The organism is Ruegeria sp. BE10, from assembly GCF_056538905.1.
In genome coordinates, this window is record NZ_JBQFTX010000002.1 from 284,299 (window position 1) to 309,959 (window position 25,661).

21 protein-coding genes are annotated in these 25,661 nt (G+C 57.7%); 11 read left to right on the forward strand and 10 right to left on the reverse strand.

Going from position 1 to position 25,661, the window contains the following annotated elements:
• Window positions 1–47: 47 nt before the first annotated feature.
• Window positions 48–1,268 (reverse strand): N-acetylmuramoyl-L-alanine amidase, encoded by a 1,221-nt coding sequence (locus ACR0M2_RS06770; protein ID WP_480704354.1) that lies wholly within the window; start codon window positions 1,266–1,268, stop codon window positions 48–50.
• Window positions 1,269–1,334: 66 nt separating this feature from the next.
• Window positions 1,335–2,498 carry a pyridoxal phosphate-dependent aminotransferase gene (locus ACR0M2_RS06775; RefSeq protein WP_480704355.1) on the reverse strand — a complete coding sequence of 388 codons (1,164 nt, stop codon included), beginning with the start codon at window positions 2,496–2,498 and terminating at the stop codon, window positions 1,335–1,337.
• Here ACR0M2_RS06775 and ACR0M2_RS06780 point away from each other — a divergent pair.
• The 4 genes from ACR0M2_RS06780 (at window position 2,497) to ACR0M2_RS06795 (ending at window position 6,988) form a co-directional block, all read left to right on the forward strand.
• On the forward strand, window positions 2,497–3,879 hold the full coding sequence (locus ACR0M2_RS06780; protein WP_170349020.1) for a M48 family metalloprotease: 1,383 nt from the start codon (window positions 2,497–2,499) through the stop codon (window positions 3,877–3,879). The two genes, ACR0M2_RS06775 and ACR0M2_RS06780, sit on opposite strands and share 2 nt — an antisense overlap.
• Window positions 3,876–4,634, forward strand: a complete 759-nt coding sequence (locus ACR0M2_RS06785) for a DsbA family protein (protein WP_170358921.1) — start codon at window positions 3,876–3,878, stop codon at window positions 4,632–4,634. The genes ACR0M2_RS06780 and ACR0M2_RS06785 overlap by 4 nt, the downstream gene beginning before the upstream one ends.
• 190 nt (window positions 4,635–4,824) lie before the next feature.
• Window positions 4,825–5,721, forward strand: a complete 897-nt coding sequence (locus tag ACR0M2_RS06790) for an FkbM family methyltransferase (RefSeq protein WP_170358923.1) — start codon at window positions 4,825–4,827, stop codon at window positions 5,719–5,721.
• Between the two features lie 196 nt (window positions 5,722–5,917).
• Window positions 5,918–6,988, forward strand: coding sequence for an agmatine deiminase family protein (locus ACR0M2_RS06795; RefSeq protein WP_480704356.1), 1,071 nt, complete (start codon window positions 5,918–5,920; stop codon window positions 6,986–6,988).
• A 21-nt stretch (window positions 6,989–7,009) separates the two neighbouring features.
• Here the strand turns inward: ACR0M2_RS06795 and ispG are convergent, their stop codons facing one another.
• From ispG to hemA, 3 genes are all read right to left on the reverse strand, one after another.
• A complete protein-coding gene (gene ispG / locus ACR0M2_RS06800) occupies window positions 7,010–8,131 on the reverse strand; it encodes a flavodoxin-dependent (E)-4-hydroxy-3-methylbut-2-enyl-diphosphate synthase (RefSeq protein WP_170358927.1) in 1,122 nt (373 codons plus the stop codon).
• 71 nt (window positions 8,132–8,202) lie between these two features.
• The gene (locus ACR0M2_RS06805) at window positions 8,203–9,414 is read right to left on the reverse strand and encodes a helix-turn-helix domain-containing protein (RefSeq protein ID WP_170349025.1); all 1,212 of its coding nucleotides are present in this window, start codon (window positions 9,412–9,414) and stop codon (window positions 8,203–8,205) included.
• Between the two features lie 128 nt (window positions 9,415–9,542).
• On the reverse strand, window positions 9,543–10,766 hold the full coding sequence (gene hemA / locus ACR0M2_RS06810) for a 5-aminolevulinate synthase (protein WP_170410202.1): 1,224 nt from the start codon (window positions 10,764–10,766) through the stop codon (window positions 9,543–9,545).
• Between the two features lie 320 nt (window positions 10,767–11,086).
• Here hemA and ACR0M2_RS06815 point away from each other — a divergent pair, with 320 nt between their 5' ends.
• On the forward strand, window positions 11,087–12,472 hold the full coding sequence (locus tag ACR0M2_RS06815) for a M20/M25/M40 family metallo-hydrolase (protein ID WP_480704357.1): 1,386 nt from the start codon (window positions 11,087–11,089) through the stop codon (window positions 12,470–12,472).
• A 144-nt stretch (window positions 12,473–12,616) separates the two neighbouring features.
• On the opposite strand, the gene lpdA is transcribed toward ACR0M2_RS06815, so the two are convergent.
• Window positions 12,617–14,011: a dihydrolipoyl dehydrogenase gene (gene lpdA, locus ACR0M2_RS06820; protein WP_170358935.1), complete on the reverse strand. Its 1,395-nt coding sequence runs from the start codon at window positions 14,009–14,011 to the stop codon at window positions 12,617–12,619.
• A gap of 216 nt (window positions 14,012–14,227) precedes the next feature.
• Here lpdA and ACR0M2_RS06825 point away from each other — a divergent pair, with 216 nt between their 5' ends.
• Window positions 14,228–14,662 (forward strand): hypothetical protein, encoded by a 435-nt coding sequence (locus tag ACR0M2_RS06825; protein ID WP_480704358.1) that lies wholly within the window; start codon window positions 14,228–14,230, stop codon window positions 14,660–14,662.
• On the opposite strand, the gene ACR0M2_RS06830 is transcribed toward ACR0M2_RS06825, so the two are convergent.
• The 4 genes from ACR0M2_RS06830 to ACR0M2_RS06845 all read right to left on the reverse strand — a co-directional run bounded on the left by ACR0M2_RS06830 (window position 14,659) and on the right by ACR0M2_RS06845 (window position 21,195).
• The gene (locus ACR0M2_RS06830; protein WP_170358939.1) at window positions 14,659–15,237 is read right to left on the reverse strand and encodes a DUF924 family protein; all 579 of its coding nucleotides are present in this window, start codon (window positions 15,235–15,237) and stop codon (window positions 14,659–14,661) included. The genes ACR0M2_RS06825 and ACR0M2_RS06830 overlap by 4 nt on opposite strands.
• A gap of 109 nt (window positions 15,238–15,346) precedes the next feature.
• Entirely contained in the window at window positions 15,347–16,618 is a 1,272-nt protein-coding gene (locus ACR0M2_RS06835) for an MFS transporter (protein WP_170375765.1), read from the reverse strand.
• A 112-nt stretch (window positions 16,619–16,730) separates the two neighbouring features.
• Window positions 16,731–17,777: a tRNA preQ1(34) S-adenosylmethionine ribosyltransferase-isomerase QueA gene (gene queA / locus ACR0M2_RS06840; RefSeq protein ID WP_480704538.1), complete on the reverse strand. Its 1,047-nt coding sequence runs from the start codon at window positions 17,775–17,777 to the stop codon at window positions 16,731–16,733.
• A gap of 31 nt (window positions 17,778–17,808) precedes the next feature.
• Complete coding sequence (locus ACR0M2_RS06845) at window positions 17,809–21,195, reverse strand: YhdP family protein (RefSeq protein WP_480704359.1); 3,387 nt, start codon at window positions 21,193–21,195, stop codon at window positions 17,809–17,811.
• Window positions 21,196–21,263: 68 nt separating this feature from the next.
• Between ACR0M2_RS06845 and ACR0M2_RS06850 the strand changes: the two genes are divergently transcribed.
• From ACR0M2_RS06850 to ACR0M2_RS06870, 5 genes are all read left to right on the forward strand, one after another.
• Window positions 21,264–21,725, forward strand: a complete 462-nt coding sequence (locus ACR0M2_RS06850; RefSeq protein WP_170396168.1) for a peroxiredoxin — start codon at window positions 21,264–21,266, stop codon at window positions 21,723–21,725.
• 61 nt (window positions 21,726–21,786) lie between these two features.
• Window positions 21,787–22,626, forward strand: a complete 840-nt coding sequence (locus tag ACR0M2_RS06855; RefSeq protein WP_170396170.1) for a ferritin-like domain-containing protein — start codon at window positions 21,787–21,789, stop codon at window positions 22,624–22,626.
• A gap of 180 nt (window positions 22,627–22,806) precedes the next feature.
• Window positions 22,807–24,132, forward strand: coding sequence for a DUF5930 domain-containing protein (locus ACR0M2_RS06860; protein ID WP_170358946.1), 1,326 nt, complete (start codon window positions 22,807–22,809; stop codon window positions 24,130–24,132).
• On the forward strand, window positions 24,122–24,622 hold the full coding sequence (locus ACR0M2_RS06865; protein ID WP_170349036.1) for a bactofilin family protein: 501 nt from the start codon (window positions 24,122–24,124) through the stop codon (window positions 24,620–24,622). Before ACR0M2_RS06860 ends, ACR0M2_RS06865 begins: the two co-directional genes overlap by 11 nt.
• A 97-nt stretch (window positions 24,623–24,719) precedes the next feature.
• Window positions 24,720–25,541, forward strand: a complete 822-nt coding sequence (locus ACR0M2_RS06870) for a M90 family metallopeptidase (protein ID WP_480704360.1) — start codon at window positions 24,720–24,722, stop codon at window positions 25,539–25,541.
• Window positions 25,542–25,661 lie beyond the last annotated feature (120 nt).

Genomic DNA, 25,661 nt, shown 5'->3' on the forward strand with positions numbered 1-25,661 from the left:
CAGGGTCAAAACACGATGGCCAATTTTAGCCGGTTTGCGCCGCAGGGTCACTGCCCAATCAGGACGCGTTTAACCAGATCGTCCTGCCGCCATTGCTCTAGCCCGGCCAGGATTCCGCGCGCCATCCGTTTGCGCCATTCTGGATTCGTGACGTTTTTTAGATCTCTGGGGCTGGACAGAAACCCAAGCTCGACCAAAATCGACGGGATATCCGCCGCCTTTAGTACAGAAAAAGATGCCGTGCGGATCGGTCTGTTGTTCATCGGCCCGCCCTGCTGCGTCATCCCGTCGGCAACGGCCCGCGCCAACGCGTCGGTGCGTGGCTTGGTCTCTTGCCGCGCGATATCCAGCAGGATGTCGGCCACTTGATCGTCGGCACCGCTGAGGTCCACGCCCGAGATCAGATCGCCCCTATCGTGACGTTCGGCCAATTTGTGGCTGGCAACGTCCGAGGCATCGTCGGACAGCGTATAGACCGCCGCACCATGCGCGCGACCCTCGGAGAGACTATCGGCATGAAGCGAGATGAACACGTCCGCACCCGCCCGATGCGCCAGAGCTATGCGCCGTTCGAGGCTGACAAAATGGTCGTCCACACGGGTCATTACCACCTGATATCCCCCGGCCCGCAGCAGTGTTTCCCGCAACTCGCGCGCGAAGGTCAGCATCAGGGTCTTCTCGTTTGTTCCCGCGACCTCGGCCCCCGGATCAATACCGCCGTGGCCTGGGTCCAGCATCACCAGCAAAGGGCGTGTTCCGTTTGGACCAGGTTTGGCAGGCGTCACCGACGGTTCCGGCAGGTCCCATCCTGGCTGGCGCGGCGCCCCGGCGCTGGCGGCGAAACTGTCGAAATCGGTGCCGCTCAGACCAAGCGACAGGTGCGCTGTTCCATTGACCTGATCCACCCTCATGTCAGAGGTATCAACGGCCAGTGGTGCGCCCAGCTCCAACACCATGCGCGACCAGCCGGGAACATAGGCGCCGAATTGCACACCACTGATCCGGTCGGTTTGCAGGAAAGTGTCGGCGTCCAGGCCGGTCCAGTCGACCTCCTGAAAATCTAGCACGACACGGTACGGATCGCGCAGTGTGAAGACACGGTAAGGAACGCCCTGACTGAGGCCAAGTTCAACACGAACTCCGGCGCGGCCATCTTGAGTTATGCGGCTATCGTCGGGCAAAACCCGCGCAAGCGCGCTGAAATCATGCGCGAGCGCAGCGCTGCTCAGCGCCCAGATCAGCGTGATGGCGTAGAAAATCCTGCTCATGGCCTCAAGTTTTCCCGAGATCGTTTGGCGGTCAGACTAGCGGACCGAAGCTAATTTGTGAACGGGTTACGCCGGAGTTGTGATCGAACCGCGTTCAACCATGAAACGCTGAAGCCGTATCAGACCTTCCTCGATATCCGCAGTTGATCGCGCATAGGAAAACCGCAGCGTGTGGTGACCGCGCACTGGGTCGAAATCCAGCCCCGGAGTCACGGCCACCCCGGCCTTGTCCAGAATCTCGGCCGCGAAGGCACGGCTGTCTTCGGTCAGGTCCGAGACATCGGCGTAAACGTAGAACGCCCCGTCAGGCGGCGCGATATTGGTGAAGCCGGCCTTGGGCAAACCGTCCAACATCAAAGTGCGATTGCGGCGGTAAACATCCAGATTGGCTTGCAATTCCGCGTCGCAGTCCATCGCGGCTATTGCTGCCAACTGGCTGGCATGGGGCGCACAGATGAACATGTTCTGGGCGATACGCTCGACGACGCGCACTTGATCCTCGGGCACGACCATCCAGCCAACACGCCAGCCGGTCATCGAGAAATATTTCGAGAATGAGTTGATCACATAGCACTCGTCCGTCAACTCCAGCGCAGTGACGGCTTTGGCCTCATATTCCAGACCATGGTAAATCTCATCGCTGATGAACGAGGCCCCCTGCCCGTGCGCGGCCTCGATCAGCGCGCCCATTGACGCATGATCCAGCATGGTACCGGTCGGATTGGCAGGTGACGCGACCATCAGCCCCTGCAGATCAAGCTCCGCGAAATCTGCGGGCACCGGTTGCAGGCGGTTTTCCGGCGCAGTGGGCAGGTCAACCGGCACCAAACCCAGTGCTTTCAGAATCTGCCGATAAGACGGATAGCCCGGCGCGCCGATGCCAACGCGGTCACCGCTGTCGAACAGCGCGGTGAAAGCCAGTAGAAATCCGCCAGAAGATCCCGGAGTAATCACAACGCGTTCGGGGTTCAGATCAACATTATACCAATCGCCATACAGACGTGCGATCCGTTGCCGCAGCTCAGGCAATCCCAACGCGACCGTATAACCCAACGGGGCTTGCTCCATGGCCTTCGCCAGAGCCTTAACTGCCCCCTTAGGCGCACCGGTGCCGGGCTGGCCGACCTCCATATGGATAATGTGGCGCCCGGCCTCTTCGGCGCGGCGCGCGGCCTCCATCACGTCCATCACGATAAAGGGATCGACCCCGGACCGGGTTGAGTTTCTCATGCCAATCTCCCATGTTTCAGCCATGGCTTTTGAACGCTTATCCAGGGTGGCGTCAATCCCGACCCTGTTGCTGGTGGCAGTGACATGGATGGCAAGCCTTGTTCCGGCAAACGCTCAGGGCCTGATCCGAGACCCCGATATCGAACATGGGCTGCGCGAACTGGCCTTTCCGATCCTGCGTGCGGCCGGGCTGAACACCAATCGGGTCAAGATATTTGTCGTCAATGATCGCACGTTCAACGCCTTTGTCATCGATTACAGCGCGATTTACCTGAATTACGGGCTGATCCTGACCGTCGAAAGCCCTGAAATGCTGCAGGCCGTGATCGCGCACGAGGCCGCGCATATCGCCAATGGCCATCTGGCCCGGCGGACGCAAAACCTGCGCGCGGCGCAACGCAAGGCGGGGTTAGGGACTGCGCTGGCCCTAATTGCCGCTGCCGCCGGAGGTGGTGAGGCCGCAGTAGGCATTGCCGCAGGAACCCAAAGTGCTGCCCTGCGCAGTTTTCTGGGACATACCCGCGCCGAAGAATCCTCGGCCGACCAAAGCGCCGCCAGTTACCTCCGATGGGCCGGTATCTCGCCCATCGGGATGGTTGAACTGCATCGAAAGTTCGCTGGTCAAGAGTTGCTAAACGCGGTCAATCAAGACCCCTATATGCGGTCGCACCCCACCAGCCGCGAGCGCCTGCGCGTGGCTGAGAGGTTTCTAGCGCAATCTGGCGACTGGTCCAAATCGGACCCAAATGCCGATTACTGGTTCGCGCGGGTCAAGGGTAAGCTTTCGGCTTTCCTCCGATCCCCAACATGGACCATGCGACGCGCAAAAGAGGAAGACGCGCAAGACATCCGTCTGATGCGTGAGGCATCGGCCTATCATCAGAACCATGATCTGGCCAACGCCCGCGCCGCCATAGATGGCGCCCTGGCCATTCGCCCAAATGATCCGTTTTACTATGAGCTTAAGGGCCAGATTTTACTGGAAAACCGGCAAATGCAGGACGCCGTGAAAGCCTATGGCAAAGCTGTTGAAATGGCCCCGAATGACGCGTTGATCCTGGCTGGGTACGGGCGTGCATTGCTGGCGCAAGGTCAGACAAAGAACGCCTTGCAAATGCTTGTAAAGGCACGTCAAAGAGATTACCGAAATGCCCGACTGATGCAGGACCTCGGGGTCGCATATGCGAAGGTCGGCAATAATGGCATGGCTTCGGTCGTGACCGCTGAACGATATGCCTTGCGCGGCCGGTTGGCCGACGCGGGTATTCACGCAAAACGGGCCTTAGGGCAACTGCCCGAAGGCTCTCCGGGTTGGCAAAGGGCGCAGGATGTGCTGATTGCCTCGGAACGCGCTAAGAAAGCAAAAAGGAAACGGAAATGATCCTCAGACATGCAGCACCTGCCCTACTGGGGCTTTCCTTGATCACTGGCCCTGCGCACGCGTTGGATTTGAACGCGCTTAGCGCCTCGGAAAAGGAAGAATTCGGCGCCCAGGTGCGCGAATATCTGCTGGAGAACCCCGAAGTGATCATCGAGGCGATCAACATCCTTGAACAACGCAACGCGGTTGCCGAGGCCGCCGCTGACCAAGAACTAGTGGCCGCCAATGCCGAAGAACTGTTCAATGACGGCTATAGCTGGGTAGGTGGCAATCCAGAAGGCGACATTACTCTGGTCGAATTCATGGACTACCGCTGCGGCTATTGCCGCCGTGCGGTGCCCGAAGTGGCCGACCTGCTGGCTGAGGACGGCAATATCCGTTTGGTAATCAAGGAATTCCCGATCCTGGGCGAAGCTTCGGTCCTGTCTTCGCGCTTTGCGGTGGCGACCAAACATGTGGCCGGCGACGACGCATATAAACAAGTTCATGACGCGCTGCTGGAATTTGGCGGCGAACCGACCGAGGTTTCTCTGCGTCGTATTTCCGATGGTTTGGGTCTGGACAGCGATGCAATCGTCGCGGCGATGGACAGCGATCAGGTGACCGATGAGATCACCCGCACCCGCGCCCTGGCACAACGGATGCAGATTACGGGAACGCCGTCGTTTGTTTTGGGCACCGAAATGCTGCGCGGCTTCCTTCCTGCGGATCAAATGCTGCAAATCGCCAAAGGCGTGCGCGCTGAACAAGGCTGAGTAAAGGGCAGTTCATCCGCCCCCCCTCTCGCTTCTGACGCAAGTGTTCGGGCAATAGGTCGGACTTGTTCAGCAACCTATTGCCACGCACACCTATCAAGGTTTGAAATCCAAATTTCTGTGTTGAACGAGATTTTGGTCTCGGGCATTGAACACGCTAAAAGTAATATATCCAAAGTCAGAGGCACGCATGGGCGATAACAAGAAATCTGGACTGTCCCGCGCAGCGCGACGCATACGAGAAGCTGGCCGTGTTCTTCGCGGTAAGAAAAAACCTGTTAAACTCACGTTTCTTGAGCGGTTGGCGAAAGAATCTTCATTTGGCCGGTACCAATATCCGGCGGCAGATCAGGGTATTATTGTCGACATCGGCATGAATGACGGAAAAGACACTGTCTACTACCGAAAAAGGGGTTTTCGGGTCATTGCCATCGAGGCGATCCCTCATCTCTGCACTACGGTGGCCAAGTATTTTGCGGACAGTCAGGTCGATGGCGTCGACATCAGGAATTTTGCTGTTACCGATGACGACGCGGATGAGGTCACATTCTATGTGAACAAGTTCAATACAGCCTGGAGCTCCGTCGACGAGGAATTTGGGAGTCGGCGGGACGGGGCTGAAAAGATCGTTGTTCCGGCGATTGATCTGTCAAAGGACCTGCGCCCGGTTTCGAAGAAAATCCATTACGTAAAAATCGATATCGAAGGGCTAGACCAGCTTGCCCTTTCCCAGATCATGGCATTGCCACATCTGCCGCCCTATGTGTCGGTTGAGAACGGAAGCCTGAAGATGCTCGAGATCATGCATGAGCACGGGTATGACAGATTCAAGTTCTCCAATCAGAAATACGTTGAATATCAGACTTTTGCGCCTTCTTCTCCGCATGGTCACATTCCTGAACACACATTCGAAATCAGCGCATCGGGTGCGTTCGGTGAAGATGTCCCGGGAAATTGGATTCGCTATGAAGACGCCGTGAAAATCCAAAAATCTCTGAATGACGCTGCGAAAACCGCCCCTGACAACCTGTTTTCCATGGCCATCGGGTGGTTTGATCTGCATGCCAAACACTCATCGGCCAAGTAAGTGCACCCGCTTTGCCGGGGATACCGGGTCAGAGGTATTGCGAAATGCCAATGTCTTTGCCCCTTAGGGTTCGACCCTGAAAGTCTTCGCTCTGGCCAGCCTACACTGCGTCAATCGGAAGGTCCAAAACCTTAACTACTTTCGGGCCATGAAACGATGACGTGCTTTAACGTCCGGGAACCGATATAAGATTGCCATGAACAGAAGGCATTTGATCCTGACCGGAGGCGCGCTGGGATTGATGGGTTGGTCCAATCACTCTGCATCGCAACCGGACTTGGGCTATTTTGTACCCGCCGAGGAAACCCGCCATCAGCGCACCTTTATGCAATGGCCTAACAGCCGACGGGTGTATTGGGATGCAGCCCATCTGGAAGACACGCAACAGGTCATCGCCGACATAGCCAACGCCATATCCGCATTTGAGCCCGTGGTCATGCTGGCTTCTGCGGCTGATCATGCATCGGCAAAGCGAAAACTCTCGCCATCCATCGAACTCTGGGACATTCCGACCGAAGATCTTTGGTGTCGCGACTCTGGGCCGGTATTCGTCGTTAAGGAAAGCGGTCAGTTGGCGATCCGTCAGATTCAATTCAATGGTTGGGGCAAGAAGCAGGTCCATACGCATGACGCGCGCATCGCTGGTCGCGTAGCGGAACACTTGGACCTGTCCCTGCTGCCAAGCGGTTTACAAGGCGAGGCTGGAGGGGTTGAACAGGACGGGCACGGGTTGCTCATGGCGCATGAAAGCTCGTGGGTGAACAAGAACCGCAATCCCGGCCTATCGCGGGACCAGATCGAAACGCGCTTGCTGGCCGCCTACGGAGCAGATCGCATGATCTGGTCCGAGGGGGTATGGGGCGAAGATATCACCGACTACCATATCGACTCTTTGGCTCGTTTCACGGGGCCGGGGCGCGTTTTGATGAACCTGCCCGATGAGCCCGACATGCGGGACCCGTTTCATCTGGCTGCACTGGATACACATGACCGATTGGCCGCCGAAGGGCTGCAAATCGAGGTGATCCCAGAGCCCCATTCACCGCGCATCAGAGACCTGGATTTCGTCGCGTCTTATGTGAACTATTATGTGTGCAATAATGGTGTGATCATGCCTGAGTTCGGCGATATTGAAACCGACCTACTAGCGCAAGATGCAATTGCTCGCCACTATCCTGGGCGCGAGGTCGTTGCCCTGAACGTGGATGTATTAGGGCAATCTGGCGGCGGGATTCACTGTGCAACACAGCAGATGCCAGCGGTTTGAAACTGCCCACCCGAGGTTATGTTATTCTGCCGCTTCCTGCGCGGCATCCAGCTCGGCTGCCTTCTTTTCGACCTCTTCAACGATGTGGTCGATCATCTGGTCGTTGGACATCTTGTGGCTGGCCTTGCCCGCCAGATAGACCATACCCGACCCAGCCCCACCGCCGGTAAAGCCGACATCGGTCATCAAGGCCTCACCCGGGCCGTTTACCACGCAGCCGATAATGGACAGGCTCATCGGGGTCTTGATGTGTTCCAGCCGCTGCTCAAGCGCCTCGACCGTCTTGATCACGTCGAACCCCTGCCGCGCGCAGGACGGGCATGAGATGATGTTCACGCCGCGATGGCGAAGGCCCAGAGATTTCAGGATCTCATAACCCACCTTCACCTCTTCGACCGGATCGGCAGACAGGCTGACACGGATTGTGTCGCCAATACCCATCCACAACAGGTTACCCAGCCCGATGGCCGATTTGATGGTGCCGGACACCAGCCCTCCGGCCTCAGTGATCCCTAGGTGAATGGGGGCGTCGGTGGCCTCGGCAATACCCTGGTAGGCAGCGGCGGATAGGAATACGTCACTGGCCTTCACACTGATCTTGAATTCGTGGAAATCGTTGTCCTGCAGGATGCGGATATGCTCCAGCCCGCTTTCGACCATCGCTTCGGGGCAAGGCTCGCCATATTTCTCAAGCAGGTGCTTTTCCAGACTGCCCGCATTCACGCCAATCCGGATCGAGCAATTGTGGTCGCGCGCCGCCTTGATGACCTCTTTCACACGCTTTTCGTCACCGATATTGCCCGGATTGATCCGCAAACAGGCAGCACCAGCCTCGGCAGCCTCAATCCCACGGCGATAATGGAAATGAATGTCAGCGACGATCGGCACCGGGCTTTCGCGTACGATCTCTTTCAGGGCTTTTGATGACGCCTCATCCGGGACAGACACACGTACGATATCGGCACCGGCCTCGGCAGCGGCTTGCACCTGTGCCACGGTCGCCGCAACATCGGTTGTCAGCGTGTTGGTCATCGTCTGAACGGCAATGGGTGCGTCACCACCGACAGCAACATCCCCAACCATGATCTGACGGGACTTGCGGCGGTAGATATTGCGCCACGGGCGAACGTGATTGAGCGACATGAGGACGGGTCCAAGACAACCTAAGTTGCGTCTTTAGATAGTCCGCCTGCCAGGGCACCGCAATGGCTAGATCACTCGGCGGGGTCTTCTGAAACCTGTGCCTGAAGTTCAGCCACCAATTGTTTCAGCGCGCTGTTCTGATCAGCCTCAAGATCGGCAACCGCATAGGTTTCGGCAACCGCGTCCTTGGACAGAACAACGCCTTTAGCGACGGTCCCCGGCGCGCCCGCCGGTCCGTAATGTTCGCCGTTCATCGAAAAGAACACCGAACCCGAAGCACCCGCGCGCAGTTGAGGCGGCTCTTCCGTCAGCGGAACCTCGAACACATTACCTTGTTCAACCGTGCCAAGGGTGCCTTCGAAGATTACGCTTCCATCAGCTGCGGTGACCCGCATCCAGGCTGGTTTCACGGCGACAATTTTCAAGGTGGTGTCGATTTGCTCGACCACCTGCGGCAAGGCCGGGCGTTCGACAGTGTGGACCTCGGCGACCTCAACCTTTGGCAATTCCTGTGGCAGGAAGGTGCCCACAGTGCGCGGGTCCAAGGTAGAGATCGGAGCATCACGGGCGACCAGAACAGGAACGTCCAGCGCCTGTGGGCGATACAGACGGTCCAACGCCTCGGCGCTGGGGGTGGCCGCAACGGCAACCTCTGTTTCGGCACTGTCGCGCGCCGCATCCAGCGGATCGAGATCGGAAAGAACCACCGGGGCCTGTTCGACCGGGCTTACCTGTACCTGCTGAATCTTGTTCAGCACCGACCAGCCGCCATAGCCAATGCCGCAGATCACTGCGACCAGAACCAGTGACGAGCCGATAGCCCGCGGTTCAATCTGGCTGACAAGGGATTCGCGGCCGGGAATGTATGGCGTGTTGGGCGAGGTAAACGGATCACGCCCCATCGGACCGCGCGCCGGAACCGCGCCCGTAGGCTTGCGAACAACCGAAGCCTCGGCCGACATGCCATGCGCAACCTCGAACCCGCTTTCCTTACAGAAGGCGGCAAAAGTCTCATCCGGGTTCATCCCCAGATACCGGGCATAAGAACGCACATACCCGGCAATGAAGCCGGGTGTGTCGAACGCGTCAGGATCGGCGTCTTCGATGGCAGCTATGTAGTTGGCTTTGATCCGCAGTTCGCGCTGAACATCCAACAGGGACTTGCCCATCGTTGCCCGTTCGCCGCGCATTCTGTCACCAAGCCGCACTTCGTAATCATCAAAACCCTTTGGCCTGACGTCGGCTTCGTCCTTGGAATCGCGCTGAGATCTGCGCCCAATCATCCCTGCTGCCCCATTCTGCCTGCGCGCGTTTCGCGCTAACGGCGAATCATCCCATTAACGATTCGTCCGATACTTTTGTTAGCCTAAGCTTAACACGCGGCAAACGCGTTGCACACTTTAGCGTGAGGTTAACCGGCAAGTTCGGCGCGATTTAGCGCACAATGTGACCAAAGTTCGTCCATCGCCTGTACCAAACGGTTCATTTCGTCAGGCCCATGTACCGGAGATGGGGTAAAGCGCAGACGCTCGGTTCCGCGCGGGACAGTGGGGAAATTGATCGGTTGAACATAGATGCCATGATCATCAAGTAGCCGGTCGCTGAGGATCTTGGTGTGTACCGGATTTCCAACAATCACCGGCACGATATGTGTACCGTGATCGATCAATGGCATGCCCAGCCCCTTGAGCCGCAGCTTAAGGATCTTGGCCTGTGTCTGATGCTGCTCACGCAGATCGCTCGCCGTTTTTAGGAAAGCTACCGAGGCCGCTGCCCCTGCGGCCACTGCAGGCGGCAACGAGGTGGTGAAGATGAAGCCCGGTGCATAAGAACGCACGGCATCGCACATTTTCTCGCTGGCGGCGATATAACCGCCCATTACGCCAAAGGCTTTGGCAAGGGTTCCGTTGATAATGTCGATGCGATGCGCCAGGCCATCGCGCTCAGTCACGCCGCCACCGCGCGGGCCGTACATGCCAACTGCGTGGACCTCGTCGATATAGGTCAGCGCACCAAACTCATCGGCCAGATCACAAATCTCTTCAATCGGACCAAAATCGCCGTCCATCGAATAAACGGATTCAAACGCAATCAGTTTGGGTGCTTTGGGATCGTCGGCCTCAAGCAATTCGCGCAGATGGGCAACATCGTTGTGACGGAAGATACGCTTGGCCCCACCATTGCGGCGCACGCCCTCGATCATCGAGGCATGGTTCAACTCGTCCGAATAGATAATCAGGCCGGGGAACAATTTCGGCAAAGTGCTGAGCGTCGCGTCATTGGCGATATAGGCACTGGTGAACAGCAGCGCGGCCTCTTTGCCATGCAGATCGGCCAGCTCGGCCTCAAGCTTTTTGTGGTAGACGGTCGTCCCCGAGATATTGCGGGTCCCGCCCGAACCGGCGCCGGCGGCGTCAACGGCTTCGTGCATTGCGTTCAGAACAACCGGGTGCTGGCCCATGCCCAGATAGTCATTGCCGCACCACACGGTGATATTCTGCTGCGACCCGTCCGGGCGGGTCCGCACCGCATGCGGGAAATGACCATTGCGACGTTCGATGTCGATGAAGGTCCGGTAACGTCCTTCATCATGCAGCTTGGCAATCGCTGTATCGAGCTGAGCAGTATAGTCCACCGGTATCTCCTTACATGCCCGACCCCTTGCATTTGTAGCCGGACAAAATTTCTGACGCTCTCACCGGACGAATCCGATTATACGCCAATGCGTTCCCTTGTGCCCCGTACGTATAGACAACATTGGGATCACACATTTGATTTGCATCAAATATCCCCTCGCACTCGCATCGACAAGTAAAGTTACGGCCATCGGGCGCGAGGAAACGACGCAGGCGCCACTCGGAGTTTCCGATATTATATCATATTCCCGCCAAAGCGCACTGGACGGCGCCGATTGCGCTGATAGGTTCTGCCAAATCTTGAAAGCAGGAGAACCCCATGTCGCTGGACGCCGTTCTGAACCGCATCGACACTGATCTGCAAACCTCAATCGATCGCCTGATGGCGCTGCTGCGCATCCCATCCATCTCGACCGACCCGGCCTATGACGCGCAAGTGGATCAAGCCGCGGACTGGTTGGTCGCTGACCTACAAAGTATTGGCATCGCAGCGGAAAAGCGTGAAACCACCGGCCACCCCATGGTAGTCGGCCATGTCGGAGAGGACAGCAACGCACCGCATGTGCTGTTTTACGGGCACTATGACGTGCAACCCGTTGATCCGCTTGAGCTGTGGAAACGCGACCCGTTCGATCCCGCCATTGAAGACACCGACAACGGCCCCGTCATTCGCGGTCGCGGGTCGTCGGATGACAAAGGCCAGTTGATGACCTTTGTCGAAGCTTGCCGGGCCTGGAAGGCCGTCAATGGCTCCCTGCCCTGCCGCATCACCTTTTTCTTCGAGGGTGAAGAAGAATCAGGATCGCCGTCCCTGGTGCCTTTCCTGCGGGAAAACGCGGCCGAGCTGAAAGCTGACTTGGCACTGGTGTGCGACACTTCGATGGTATCTCGCGGCGTACCGTCAATTTCCTCGCAACTGCGCGGCATGCTCAAGGATGAATTCACTATCACCGGCCCCCGCATTGATCTGCATTCGGGCCATTACGGCGGCCCCGGCCTGAACCCCCTGCGGGAATTGTCCAAGATCATCGCCTCGTTCTATGACGACGAAACCGGCCGTGTTGCGGTCGAGGGGTTCTATGATGGCGTCCACGAAGTGCCCGCCGAGCAACTGCGCCAGTGGCAAAACTGTGGGTTTGACGAGGTCGAGTACCTAAGCTCGGTCGGCTATTCGCAACCCCATGGCGAAAAAGGGTATTCGACGCTGGAACAGCAATGGGCGCGCCCTACGCTTGAGGTTAACGGGTTGTGGGGCGGTTACAATGGTGCAGGCTCGAAAACCGTGATCCCGTCGCAGGCACACTGCAAGATCACCTGCCGTCTGGTCGGTGACATGGACCCTGACGCTTTGCGCACCAAAATCCGCAAACATGTGCAAGAGCGTCTGTCACCCGACGCCAAGGTCGACTGGGACAATGATCTAGACGGGTCCCCCGCTTCGGTTATGAATCTGGACCGCCCCGAGTTCGAAGCCGCCCGCGGCGCCCTGTCGGACGAATGGGGGCGCGAAGCCGTGTTCACCGGGATGGGTGGTTCGATCCCCGTCGTCGGTTATTTCAATACTGAACTTGGGTTGGATTCGATGCTGGTTGGCTTTGCCAACGATGACGATGCAATTCACTCGCCGAACGAAAAATACGACGTGAAAAGCTTTCACAAAGGCATCCGGTCCTGGGCTCGCATTCTGGACGCGCTGACGCGCTGATGAGTCCAAGCGAAGCTCTGCCTCGCGCTCTGAGGTGTATTCGGCCAGATGAAGTTAAGGATCCCTTGCTTCATCTGGCTATAAATATCTCGGGGGAGTCGCCCGGAACGGGCGGCGGGGGGCAAAGTCCCCACCCACCGCAGATTACATGTGGATGACCTTTCCATAAGCGTCCAGAACGCTTTCATGCATCATCTCTGAGAGTGTCGGATGCGGGAAGACCGTGTTCATCAGGTCTTCTTCCGTGGTTTCCAACTGACGACCAACCACATAGCCCTGAATCAGCTCGGTCACCTCGGCACCGATCATGTGGGCCCCCAGTAATTCGCCGGTTTTGGCGTCAAATACTGTTTTGATCAGACCTTCGGGTTCACCCAGCGCAATGGCCTTGCCATTTCCGATAAAGGGGAAACGACCGACTTTGATGTCGTAACCCAACTCTTTGGCTTTTGCCTCGGAGTATCCGACCGAAGCCACTTGCGGCTGACAATAGGTGCAGCCGGCGATGCTTTCGGGCTTTACGGGATGCGCGTGTTTGCCTGCGATCAGTTCGGCGACCATGACGCCTTCGTGGCTTGCCTTGTGCGCCAGCCACGGTGCGCCCGCGATGTCACCAATCGCATAGAGACCATCAACTCCGGTGCGACAGAACTCATCCGTTACAACATGGGTGCGGTCGATTTTCACGCCCAAAGCCTCAAGCCCAAGGTCTTCGACATTCCCGACGATCCCCACGGCCGAGATCACGGTATCGAAATCGTGCTTTTCGACCTTACCCTTCACTTCGATATGCGCGGTGACCTTGCCCTTGGCCCGATCCAGCTGCTTGACCATCGCTTTTTCCATGATGGTCATGCCTTGCTTGGTAAAGGCTTTCTTGGCCAGCCCGCTGATTTCGGCATCTTCTACCGGCAGCACGCGGTCCATCACCTCGACAACGGTCGTGTCAGCGCCCAACGTGTTGTAGAAGCTGGCGAATTCGATACCAATCGCGCCCGAGCCGATGACCAGAAGTTTCTTGGGCATCCGCGGCGGTTGCAGCGCGTGCTTATAGGTCCAGACCAGATCGCCATCAGCTTCAAGCCCCGGCAATTCACGAGCTCGTGCGCCGGTGGCCAGTACGATGTTTTTGGCCGTCAGCTCTTCGGTTCCTTTCTCGGTTTTGACCGAGACTTTGCCCTTAGCAGGAATCGTCGCTTGCCCCATCACCACGGTGACTTTGTTCTTTTTCAGCAAGTGACCGATGCCGCCTGAAAGCTGCGCCGCCACACCGCGCGAGCGTTTAACGACAGCATCAAGATCGTATCCGACCTTGTCCGCCTTGAGGCCAAAATCCTTGGCGCGCTCCATCAGGTGAAACACTTCGGACGAACGTAGCAGTGCCTTGGTAGGGATACATCCCCAGTTCAGGCAGATGCCGCCCAGATGCTCACGTTCAACCACGGCCGTTTTAAGGCCCAGCTGCGCCGCACGAATGGCAGCGACATAGCCGCCCGGACCAGCGCCGATTACGATCAGATCAAAAGATTGTGCAGCCATGTTTCCCTCTCGGCGCAGGACGGTTGAAAATTTAGTTTACCATTAAACTAATTTTCGAAACGCATCAACACACCAATCCCGCGACAAATACGACGAGGGATCATCGGTATCAGTTTATGCGGTTTTCAGCCTATACCGGGCATCCTTCAATGGCTAGAACATAGATGTCGGGTTCGCCCGCCATTTCATAAACGCAAATCATTCGAGAGGCTTACCATGGCCAAAACACTTAAAGATCTGCTGCTTGCAATGCTCAACGCGACACTCATCCTCGTGGCTCTTTGCTTATTTCTAGGCTGGAAACTGGCATCGACAGTCGAGGGCGTCACCACGGTCTTCTCGGAAAAAGTCCAGGTTATCGCACCCTTGAAGGACGAAATTCTCGGCGTTCGGGGGGAACTTGCGGCGCTACGCAATGATCTTGCCGAGGTGCAATCAAGCGGCTCAGTCACAGATATTGCCGAAAGACTGCGGATATCCACGGCGCTGGTAAAACTGGATAATCTGGAACAAAGAATGCAAGGCGCGCAAGCCAGCATTGCCGAGTTGACCGACTCTCCGGACAAGCTGATCAATTCCGCCATAGAGAAATCGGCCGACGTGGTCGCCGACCGAATTATTGCCATTCGAGCTTGCGTGCCGCAGTCCTAGAGGGACGCCTGCAATTCGCGTACCGTCGAACCATATCCACCCATGTCGACATAGGCGGCTTCGTGTTCGGTCATCGGACGGTCCAGTGCTTCGTTCCGATAAGGGAAACGCCCAAATTTGCGTATCACCTCACGATGTGCTCGTGCGTGCAGCAGATTGCTTTTATCGCTGTCACTCATGTTCTGGCACATCAAACGGACACAGCGTTCCTGATCACACAGATTTTCCGAATGCATCATCGGCAGGTAAAAGAACTGCCGCGCTGGTTCGTCGATCTTGAGATCCCACCCCTTGTCCACCGCACATTTCGCGGCCGACAATGCGGCGCGATCTGACGCAAAAGCCTTGGCGCTGCCGCGGAACATGTTGCGCGGGAACTGGTCCATCAAAATGATGTAGGCCAGTGACCCACTAGGATACGTCAACCAAAGAGAGAATTTGCCTTCATTCGCGGCTTCCCAGGTGGTCAAAAACCGTTCGCGAATGTCTGCGTCCAAGGCATCGTCCTGTAGATACCAACCTTTGGGACCAATCTCATCTAACCAATAACTCAATACTTCTTCAGGCCCTACCATTGCCCTAACTCCGTCGTGTTGCCCTCCCCAGGGACGTAAGGTCATTTAAGGATGTTTTTCAGGATTGTAACAGTAAAAAATTGCAACATTCGCGACATATTCTTGTGTCTTAGGCAACATCTTGCGTTTCGGCCTCGGCTTCGGCGGCTTCAATGGCAACCTCTTGCGCCACTTCAACCGCAACTGGCGAGGCCGTCGGATAGACCGGGGACATGGTGCCCGTCTCATCCACCGGGATCGCCGCACGCTGTGTCATACGGTACAGCGCATAAACAGCCATCGTTGCAAGTAACGCGGCGATGAACAGGAAGAACCCCTGCGGGCCAAAGACGCTGTCCCCCATCAGCCAACCGGTGATCAGCGGGCCGGCAATCGCGCCGAGACCGTTGATGAACAGCAAACCGCCCGAGGCTGCGGCCATATCTTCATGATCCAGAAAATCGTTCGCGTGGGCGATCAACAGCGAATAAAGCGGGTTCGACATTCCCCCGATCACAAAGGCCGCGCCCAACAGGATCGGGAAAGTGACGCCGAATAGCATGCCCGCTAATGCAGCACACGTTCCCACCCCTGCAACCAACATAATCAGGAAACGACGGTCCATGCGGTCCGACATCCAGCCCAGCGGGTATTGCAGCACCAAGGCACCGACATAGAACGCAGCGATAAAGGTCGAAATTTCAACCAACGACAGGCCCGCGCGGGCACCGTAGACCGACGCCATACCGAACTGAGCCGAGAATACACCACCCAGAAGAAACATACCGACACAGCCCAGCGGCGAGCTTTTGAAAAGTTCGCGTAAGGTCATTGGTTTGGTTGTGTCGAACGCCGGTGTTGGTGAAATAGACAGCAGGATTGGCGCAAATGAGACGGAAACCAGAATGGAGGCAATCACGAAAGTGTCAAACCCAGCCGGGTCGCCCAACAATACCAGCCCTTGGGCAGTGATGATGCCCGTCATCTGGAAGATCATATACAGCGATAGCGCCTGACCGCGGTTCTCGTTGCTGGCCGCGTTGTTCAACCAGCTTTCTGCCGTGACGTACACGCCGGAAAAGCAAAATCCGATCACGACACGACCCAAAATCCAGATGACCGGGTCGGTCATCAACGGGTACAGGATCATGACGGCCGAGATGAATGAGGCCAACGCCGCAAACACACGCACATGCCCAACCCGTCGGATCATTTCGGGCGCCAGACGCGACCCGCCCAGAAATCCCATAAAATAGGCTGACATCACAAAGGACATTTGCAGGGTCGAAAAGCCCTCGATCTCACCCCGAACCCCCAGGATCGTCCCTTGCAGGCCGTTTCCGACCATCAATAGGCCCATACCAAGAAGAAGCGCCCACGCGCTGGACAGGACCTGAATCATTGGGGCCTCCGAAAAATGCCGACCTGTATTATGGATTCGTTTTTATATGAAAAACGGCTCTGATCGCGCTTGTCTACGACATTGCAGGTAGACGATCCCGACAACGCGCCCCTTATGGGATCAAAAGCGACGCGTCTCCGTAGGAAAAGAAACGATATTTCTGTTCAATCGCATGCGCGTAGACATCTCGCATCCGGTCCTGCCCCATCAGTGCCGAAACCAGCATCAGCAGGGTGGATTTCGGCAGATGGAAGTTGGTCATCAACGCGTCGGTGACGTGGAATTCAAAACCGGGATAGATGAAGATATCAGTATCACCCTCCCACGGCTCGATCTGCCCGGACCGTGCGGCGCTTTCGATCAGGCGCAGGGCGGTTGTGCCCACGGGGATCACCCGCCCTCCGGCGGCTTTGGTGGCGCGGATTTCTTCGACGGCCGAGGCGCTGACCTTGCCCCATTCGGCGTGCATCTTGTGGGTGGTCACGTCTTCGACTTTGACCGGCAGGAAGGTCCCAGCCCCCACATGCAAGGTCACGTGGCTGATGGCGACCCCGCGGGCTTCAAGCACCTGCATCAGCGCCTGATCAAAGTGCAGCGATGCCGTGGGGGCTGCGACGGCACCCGAATTGCGTGCCCAGATCGTCTGGTAATCGGTCTTGTCTTGTTCGTCCGCCGGGCGTTTGGCCGCAATGTAGGGCGGCAACGGCATTGCACCGGCCTGTTCCAGCGCGGCATCGAAATCCTCGCCCGTCAGGTTGAATCGCAAATAAGCCTGGCCATCTTCGACCCGGTCCAGCGTGGCGCTGAGGTCATCGGAAAACCTGATGTCTTCACCCAGCTTGACCTTTTTCAGCGGTTTGATCAGCGCCGCCCATGTGCCGTCGGCCTGCGGGTCCAGCAAGGTCGCTTCGATCGCGGCCGAGACCGGCCCCTGTGCGGTGTCGCGATGGCGGCGACCGTTCAGGCGCGCGGGGATAACGCGCGTATCGTTCAGCACCAGCCGGTCACCAGGTTGCAGCCAATCCGGCAAATCAAACACATGGGCGTCCGTTACCGTTTCACCATTGGCCACAAGCAGCCGCGCGGACGAGCGTGGGCTCGCCGGGCGTGTGGCAATCAGGTCTTCGGGCAGGTGGAAATCAAAGTCGCTGAGTTTCATGGCCGCGCCATACAGCGCCCCACTTCCCAATTCAACGGTCTGATGGTGGTGCCCCGAAAGTTCGTTTCGGCTCATCCGGTTTTATCGGCTGTGCGTTTGGCCCGTCGGACACCGTGGGGGCTGGAGCCCTCAGTAGGTTTCGCAGAAACAGTGGTGCCAGCCCAGACAACGGATTGACCGACACTTTCGGGTCCCGCAACGGTCCGGTCAGGGTATAGTTGAAACCAATGACGCCCTCACCTTTTTTAGTGAAAACACTGCCAATCGCGTTCACCAGATAGATCGGAGAAATCGCGCCACGCAGGTTCAGCGTTCCGGCAACCGTGTTGATGGTGCCGTCAAAGGACAATCCCATCGACGGACCTACCGCGCTGCCGCTGAGAACTTTGACCTCGGTCGGGGTGATGCGCATCCGGCTTTCGATGGACGAGAAAAAGATGCCCTGCCCGGCCATTTCATTGACCAGACCAACAAGGCTGATGGCGTTCAGCAGCGCGGCCATGGCCGGGGCATCCTTAATATATGTATTGGTGATTTTCGCGATGACGTCGTAATTGCCGGGCCCGGCAACCGGTTCCAGTTGCACGTTCAGGGATCCGCTTCGCGCCTGTGTGATCATGCCCGCAGACCGCAGTACCGCCCCCGCATCATCCGAGGTCAGTGTCACCGCGCTGCGATCCGCACGTGGAGAGACCTGCCCACGCACAGACGCGCCCCCGTTTACGTTGGCGGTGAAGGCACCGTTGACGCCGCCGGTGGTTTGAAACGCGCCCTTGAACCCGGTCAGGGCTATGGTCTCGGTTACTTGCAAACGGTCCAATGTCACGTCCATTCGAGGGCCGGTACCGGAACCGCCACCACTACCGCCGCCGCCACTGCCAAAAGTCGCGCGCCCCAGATCCATCACGCCACCCAGCACCCGAATATCCGGCACTGCCCCACCTCGATTGACAAGCTCGGCCGGAACCGCCAGCCAATTGCCTAGATCAAAGGAACTGAACTGAACCCGGTCGAAATCCCCGTCGTTGAACGAGATCGACGCGGTGGTGCGCAATCCGGCTGCATCCAGCTTAAGTTCGTCCACTCGCAGGTTGTCCCCCAGCGTGGCCTCAAGCGTCATCGTGCCGGGCGTGCCCGTCCCCTTGCGCCAGCCCAGTTCGGGAATAGCCAGCGCGACGCCTTTCAAATCGGACGATGCGGTCAGCTTTGGCGGAGTACCTGCGCCAATACCCAGCGCAATATCCGCCGTGCCCTGCCCCGTCAGCATCCCCCGAGGCAACCCGGCATTCAACTCGGTCATCAATCGGGGGGACAATTCGATCTGGCCCGTCAATTCGCTGCGCTGCGCTTCGGTTTCACCGATCGGTTGTCGCCACACAGCTTGGATGGGAACATCGCCAAACAATCCTTCGCCGGAAATTTCAACGCCGGTTTGGTTGCCTTCAAGCGCAAGCTGGTCGGCGCTGACCGAAAAGCCAGGAACCAGTTTGTCACTTTCTACATTGTCGATATCACCAAGAAAGTGGAATTCGGTGTCTTCGAATTTCAACCCCTTCTTCATTGGCAGCGACAATGTTCCGGCAAGATTTACAGTACCTTCGACCAGATCAACCGGCAGGTTCGCTTTGGTTAGCAAGCTGAGCGGCGGGCGATCAAGCAGCGACAACGCAGCGGTCGCACTCCCTTGGGCCGTGATCCGGGTAATCGACGGGGAAATCCCCTTGATCTCGGTATCGGGGATGATGAAGGACGTGCCCGTGGCATCAACTGCGCCCCCTTCATCCGCGATGACAACACCCGATTCAGCGGTGGCGGTGAAACGGTGATTGATCAGACTGGCCTGTCCCTGTGCGTTCTCAAGCGGCGGCAGGGTCTTGGCGAACCTGATCTTTGCCTCGTCAAAACCGAAATCCAGATAGATATCTGGTTTGCTGTCTGGCCGCAGCCGCAAAGCAAAGTCAACGTCCGAGAACCGCCCCTCATACAAATTCTCTTGGACCCAAAGCCGTGGTTTTGACGCCAGGCGTTCAGGCCAGTAGTTCAACAGTTCATCCCCGTTCATGCTGTCCAGATGTGCATCCAGTTGCGCCGCCCAACCCTCGGGTTCGCCGATCAGCTTGCCAGAACCCAGCAACCGATAGTTGGCGTCTTCGACCATGATCTGACCCAACCGCAACTCGAACGGGGCCAATTTCATCTTCATATCAAGTTCGGCGCGTGCCAGGTTCAGCGATTCTGGAAACAGGTTGGCCGGGTTGATGTTGATGTTGCTGAGGCTCAGCTGCGAGGTCAGGCTTTCCAACGCACCGTTTTCAATTCCACGCAGGAACGCCTTGCCCTCGGCATGAAACGCGCCCCATGCGGACACCACCGAGACTTCGTTGAAGTCCAGCTCCTGCCGCGTGGGGTTGTAGGTGAAGTAGGTTCTGGCGGACTCGAATGGAATGGGGCGCGTTTCCTGCGTGGGCTGCACCGCGCCTGCCCCAAGGTTTAGCGTTGCAAACAGCGGCCCCAACGCCGCCTTGTCGTCAATGCTGCCGCGCAACGCCCCAGAGATCGGTGCCTTGAGAACCTGCAACCACGACAGGGCAAGACTTTGGCTGGCGATGTCTTCGGCTGGCAGGTCGGTGATCGAAATGCCGAACCGCGCCTGTGGCGTACCCAGAACACTGGTATAGTTCGCCTCGATCGAGCTTGCATAGTCGCGCCCGGTCAGCACGGAAAACCCCGTGGCCAGATGCATTTCATCGCCGGTGCGGGTCACAGTGATATGTCCCCCGTCGAATACCCAGGCCCGCCCAAGACGCAGATCCTGATAATCCAGCGTCAGCGATTCCAAGTCGACCGAACGCAACCCGGACAGGATAGGCGACAGGAATACATCATCCGATTGCTCGATCAGTTGGGCCAGGTCCGGTGCTTGCTGCACAGGGGCGCTGCCCGAACCAACTGTCAGCGACAATGCCCCGTCCAGGCCCCGGGTCAGCGCGATCTGTGCATCGCGAAGGATGATGCGGCGCGGGCGGATTTGACCCCGTAAAAGCCCGCGCATCGACAATCGGGTGCGCAGGTCCGAAACCTGCGCAATCTGCTGCCCGGCTGCGTCGCTGATCGTCACGTCGCTCAGCTGCAGACGGGGACGCCATTCCTCATTCACGATAAAGTTGACGTCGCCAAACCGGATTTTCAGCCCTCCGAGGCTGTGTTCAAGGCGCTGTTCAACCTGCTTTCGCAACCATTCGGGTGCATGAAGATTCTGGCCGATCAGAAAAAACCAGCCCACAAAGACCAACAGCCCCAGCGACAGGACCGTCCAACCGGAAAAATGCGCGGCAATACGACGACGGGACCGGCGACGCCGGGGCTTTTTGGGCTGCGACGCACTTTTGTCTTCGTGCTGCACCAATTTTCTATCCACGTCTTCCAACCCGCCCGCGCCGCCCTATGATGTCTGGCAGCCCTTAAAAAACTTTAGCGGAGTTTCCAATGCCCGACGTTTCAGACATCGCCCCTGATTTCACTTTGCCCCGCGACGGAGGCGGCGAGGTCACATTGTCAGCCCTGCGCGGCGGCACCGTCGTTCTGTTCTTCTATCCTCGTGATGATACGCCGGGCTGCACCAAGGAATCCATCGGTTTCTCGGAACAACTTCAAGCCTTTGGTGACGCGGGCGCTCACGTTTTCGGCATCTCGCGGGACAGCGTCGCCAAGCACGACAAGTTTGTCGCCAAGCACAATCTGACCACTCCGCTGTTGTCGGATGAGGGCTCGTCGGTCTGCGAGGACTATGGCGTATGGGTTGAAAAGAATATGTACGGTAAGAAATCGATGGGCATTCAGCGCTCGACCTTCATCATCGATGCCGATGGCAAAATCGCCAAGATCTGGCGCAAGGTCAAAGTTCCTGGTCACGTGGATGAAGTGCTGGAAGCCGTACGGGCGATGTAACGCCCCTCGACCACGCGCGCCATCCGGTCTAAGAGCCGCGCGTGCAATCAAGCGGAGAAACATGGTGCCCAAAACGCTGACCCAGATGGCTACTGAGGTTCTGACAACGGCGGATGGTCGGGAAAAAACCGCCCTGTCCAAAAGTCATGCCGCCGCGTGGTTCGCATCGCGCAGCGGTGACGCGCCAGAGATCGAGATCGGCACCGCTACGCCACCGCTGCAACCCGCACGCCCGGATCAGCCTGAACTGCTTTCCCCGCGCGAGGTACCAAAACGGAAACCGGGTACAGAAGCGGGCCGTGTCGCCCTGCTGCACGCTGTCGCACATATCGAGTTGAACGCCGTTGATCTGCATTGGGACATCATCGCCCGCTTTGGTCATGTGCCGATGCCTGTCGGGTTTTATGACGACTGGGTTAAATGCGCCGAAGAGGAATCGCGTCATTTCGAGATGGTGTGCGATTGCCTTGAGGCCATGGATAGCAACTATGGCGCCCTGCCCGCCCATGCTGGGATGTGGCGCGCGGCCGAGGACACCGCCGAAGATTTGATGGGTCGATTGGCCGTGGTTCCCATGGTGCTTGAGGCACGCGGGCTGGACGTGACCCCCGGCATGATCGACATATTCCGCAAGGCCAAGGACGAAAAAGCTATTGCTGCGCTGGAAGTCATTTATGCCGAAGAGGTCGGGCATGTGGCTTATGGCTCGAAATGGTTTCATTTCCTGTGTGGGCGCGAGAATGCCGATCCCAAGGATGTGTTTCACCAATTGGTTCGCCGGTACTTTCACGGCGTGTTGAAGCCACCTTTCAACGAAGAAAAACGCGCCGAGGCCGGGTTGCCGCCTGATTTCTACTGGCCCCTGACCGAGGAGTTGCCCGCGCCCGGTTCGGCGCAATAAACGCGCGCAAATTGATGTTATCGGCAATTTCCCGCCGAGATTTGGCGGGAATAACGCGGTTTCATGTGTGAACTAGTTTACAAACTTGCCCAAATCACCCGTGCCCTCTATGCACTTCGCCAAAGGGACGGCTATCACTCACGACCGATCCCGAATCTTGGGGATGAGAGGTGAAGACGCGTGCGAACCCGTCTGGCAATCAAACTACACTCACTGCTCGAGCGGCATTTTCCCGAACGCCGGGTTTTCCTGAAATCTGACAACGACACGCGGTTTATCCGGCTCAGCTCGGAAACGCAGATTTTCGCCGTTGCTGGCGTTGCAGTATTCGTTGGCTGGACCGCCGTCGCCACGGCGATTCTGCTGATGGACAGCATCGGATCGGGTAACTTCCGCGAGCAAGCCAAGCGGGATCAGGCGACTTATCAAGACCGTCTGAACATCCTGTCGACGGAACGGGATGCCCGGGCGCAAGAAGCGCTGGCAGCGCAAGACCGGTTCAACGCGGCGCTGGAACAGATCTCGGCGATGCAATCGGAGCTGCTGGCATCGGAAAACCGCCGCCGCGAGCTTGAGACCGGGATCGAGGTCATCCAGACCACCCTGCGCGCCACGATGAAACAGCGCGAAGAGGCCCGCACTGAGCTGGCCAGCATGCAGGTCGAGACCGATGACGGCGACATTTATATGACCGCCGCAGGCGACCCGGAACAAATGAATTTCATGACCGACGCTCTGGTCCGGACGGCACAAGAGCGTGACCAAATCGCCGCCGATGCACAGGATGCTCTGGCGCAGCGCGACGATCTTGAGTTGGAAATCCGTTTGATGCAGGAACGCAGCGACGAGATTTTCCGCCAGCTGGAAGAGGCGATGATTATCTCGGTTGAGCCTCTGGACAAAATGTTCCGCCAGGCCGGTATGCCCACCGACCGTATTATCGAAGAAGTCCGCCGCGGCTATAGCGGCATGGGTGGCCCCCTCACCCCCATCTCATTCAGCACGCGCGGAGAGGACCTGACCCCCGACGAAATCCGCGCGAATGTGTTGCTGCAACAGATGGACCAGCTGAACCTGTACCGCATTGCCGCCGAAAAAGCCCCCTTTGCCAGCCCGGTGCATGATGTGGTGCGCTTTACCAGCGGCTTTGGCACGCGACGGGATCCAAAAACCGGGGGGCGGCGCATGCACAATGGGGCGGATTTTGCCGGTGCCCACGGAACCGACATCTTTGCCACCGCCGACGGAATCGTCACCCATGCGGGCTGGCAATCCGGGTTCGGCAGGCTGGTGAAAATCAAGCACGCGTTCGGGGTTGAAACTCTTTACGCTCATAATACCAAGATCCGGGTCAAGGTTGGCCAAAGGGTCTCGCGCGGGGATCATATTGCTGATATGGGTAGCACTGGACGGTCTACCGGCACGCATCTGCACTATGAGGTTCGCGTCGACGGTGTGCCAAGAAATCCAATGACTTACATTAAGGCTGCGAGAAATGTTTTCTAAGAGCAAAATCAACGAGCCCGCATCCGACGCCCCCGAGACAGCAAAACCTGCTGCTCCGGCGACACCGGCTGCCCCTGCACCGGCGGAAACCAAGGCCAGCACCGCGCCCAAGCCCAAGCCTCCGGCATCGGTTCTGTCCTCGGATCTGCACATCACAGGCAATCTGAAAACCACGGGCGACATCCAGGTCGAAGGCACAGTAGAAGGCGACATCCGCGCGCACCTGCTGACCATCGGCGAAACCGCGACCATCAAGGGCGAAGTCACCGCTGATGACGTCGTGATCAACGGCCGCATCGTGGGCCGCGTGCGTGGCCTGAAGGTGCGCCTGACCTCGTCTGCCCGTGTCGAAGGCGACATCATCCACAAGACCATCGCCATCGAAAGCGGCGCGCATTTCGAAGGTTCAGTGCAGCGTCAGGACGACCCGCTGAATCCTGGCCGCAGCGGCAAGTCGGGCGCCAACCCGGCGGCCGAGGTCAAGCAGTAACACTGCCCCTAAATATGAATAAGCAAACGCCGCGGGTCAGCCTGCGGCGTTTTTCTTTTGCCCTTGCCGGTTGCTGTGGTCGGTATAGGGTTCTGACATGTTGATCTTTTTCTCTATCCTTCTGTTGATTGTGGGCTTCTTTCTGTACCGCCACTGGTCCAAATCCCAAGCACGGCAGACCCTGCTGGCCACACCCTTGACCGACCACCAGCGCAGGCTGATCGAGCAGCAAGTACCACTGATCCGCCGCCTTCCCGCCGATCTGCGAGCCAAGCTGGACGGCAAGGTGAACCTTTTTCTGGACCAGGTGGAGTTCCACGGCTGCGACGGGCTTGAAGTCACCGAAGAGATGGAGCTGGCCATTGCTGTGCAAGCCAGCCTTTTGTTGGTTAACAGCGACCTTTGGTACGATCACCTGACAACCATCCTGATCTATCCTAGCGCCTTCAAATCACGTCAGCGGCGGCAAGATGGCTATGTCGTCAGTGAAAAAGAGATCGTACGCACCGGCGAAAGCTGGGATCGCGGGCCGGTCATTCTGTCGTGGTCGCACAGCAAGCAAGGCGCCGCGAATGATCACGATGGGCAGAACGTCGTCCTGCACGAGTTTGCGCATCAGGTCGATGACCTGTCTGGGGGCACCAACGGCGTTCCGATCCTGAGCGACGGTCAGAGCTTTGCGGAGTGGGAACGTGTTTTCCTGACTGCCTATGACGCCCACGTTCGAGCAGTCGAGCATGGCCAACCTACGGTTATCGATCCTTATGGTGCCGTGGGTCACGAAGAGTTCTTTGCCGTGTCGGTCGAGGTGTTTTTTGAACAGCCCCGGCAGCTCAAGGCCGCTGTTCCCGATGTTTATAAACAGCTGTCAAAGCTGTTTCGACTGGATCCAGCCAGTTGGGACAACGCAAAGAAATGAAGCCAACAGGGACGTGAAAAGTCATCCCTGAACACAGTTGGAGAATTTTCTCCTTATACTGACATTTCACAAATTGTGATTTTTGAATTACGCTTAAACCAGTGTTTTCAGGAGGGATTT

Excerpts from the sequence above, each read along its gene's own strand:
- ACR0M2_RS06770 (WP_480704354.1), bottom strand. The coding sequence starts at position 1,268 with ATGAGCAGGATTTTCTACGCCATCACGCTGATCTGGGCGCTGAGCAGC.
- ACR0M2_RS06780 (WP_170349020.1), top strand. The coding sequence starts at position 2,497 with ATGCCAATCTCCCATGTTTCAGCCATGGCTTTTGAACGCTTATCCAGG.
- ACR0M2_RS06775 (WP_480704355.1), bottom strand. The coding sequence starts at position 2,498 with ATGAGAAACTCAACCCGGTCCGGGGTCGATCCCTTTATCGTGATGGAC.
- ACR0M2_RS06785 (WP_170358921.1), top strand. The coding sequence starts at position 3,876 with ATGATCCTCAGACATGCAGCACCTGCCCTACTGGGGCTTTCCTTGATC.
- ACR0M2_RS06790 (WP_170358923.1), top strand. The coding sequence starts at position 4,825 with ATGGGCGATAACAAGAAATCTGGACTGTCCCGCGCAGCGCGACGCATA.
- ACR0M2_RS06795 (WP_480704356.1), top strand. The coding sequence starts at position 5,918 with ATGAACAGAAGGCATTTGATCCTGACCGGAGGCGCGCTGGGATTGATG.
- ispG (WP_170358927.1), bottom strand. The coding sequence starts at position 8,131 with ATGTCGCTCAATCACGTTCGCCCGTGGCGCAATATCTACCGCCGCAAG.
- ACR0M2_RS06805 (WP_170349025.1), bottom strand. The coding sequence starts at position 9,414 with ATGATTGGGCGCAGATCTCAGCGCGATTCCAAGGACGAAGCCGACGTC.
- ACR0M2_RS06815 (WP_480704357.1), top strand. The coding sequence starts at position 11,087 with ATGTCGCTGGACGCCGTTCTGAACCGCATCGACACTGATCTGCAAACC.
- lpdA (WP_170358935.1), bottom strand. The coding sequence starts at position 14,011 with ATGGCTGCACAATCTTTTGATCTGATCGTAATCGGCGCTGGTCCGGGC.
- ACR0M2_RS06825 (WP_480704358.1), top strand. The coding sequence starts at position 14,228 with ATGGCCAAAACACTTAAAGATCTGCTGCTTGCAATGCTCAACGCGACA.
- ACR0M2_RS06830 (WP_170358939.1), bottom strand. The coding sequence starts at position 15,237 with ATGGTAGGGCCTGAAGAAGTATTGAGTTATTGGTTAGATGAGATTGGT.
- ACR0M2_RS06835 (WP_170375765.1), bottom strand. The coding sequence starts at position 16,618 with ATGATTCAGGTCCTGTCCAGCGCGTGGGCGCTTCTTCTTGGTATGGGC.
- queA (WP_480704538.1), bottom strand. The coding sequence starts at position 17,777 with ATGAAACTCAGCGACTTTGATTTCCACCTGCCCGAAGACCTGATTGCC.
- ACR0M2_RS06850 (WP_170396168.1), top strand. The coding sequence starts at position 21,264 with ATGCCCGACGTTTCAGACATCGCCCCTGATTTCACTTTGCCCCGCGAC.
- ACR0M2_RS06855 (WP_170396170.1), top strand. The coding sequence starts at position 21,787 with ATGGTGCCCAAAACGCTGACCCAGATGGCTACTGAGGTTCTGACAACG.
- ACR0M2_RS06865 (WP_170349036.1), top strand. The coding sequence starts at position 24,122 with ATGTTTTCTAAGAGCAAAATCAACGAGCCCGCATCCGACGCCCCCGAG.
- ACR0M2_RS06870 (WP_480704360.1), top strand. The coding sequence starts at position 24,720 with ATGTTGATCTTTTTCTCTATCCTTCTGTTGATTGTGGGCTTCTTTCTG.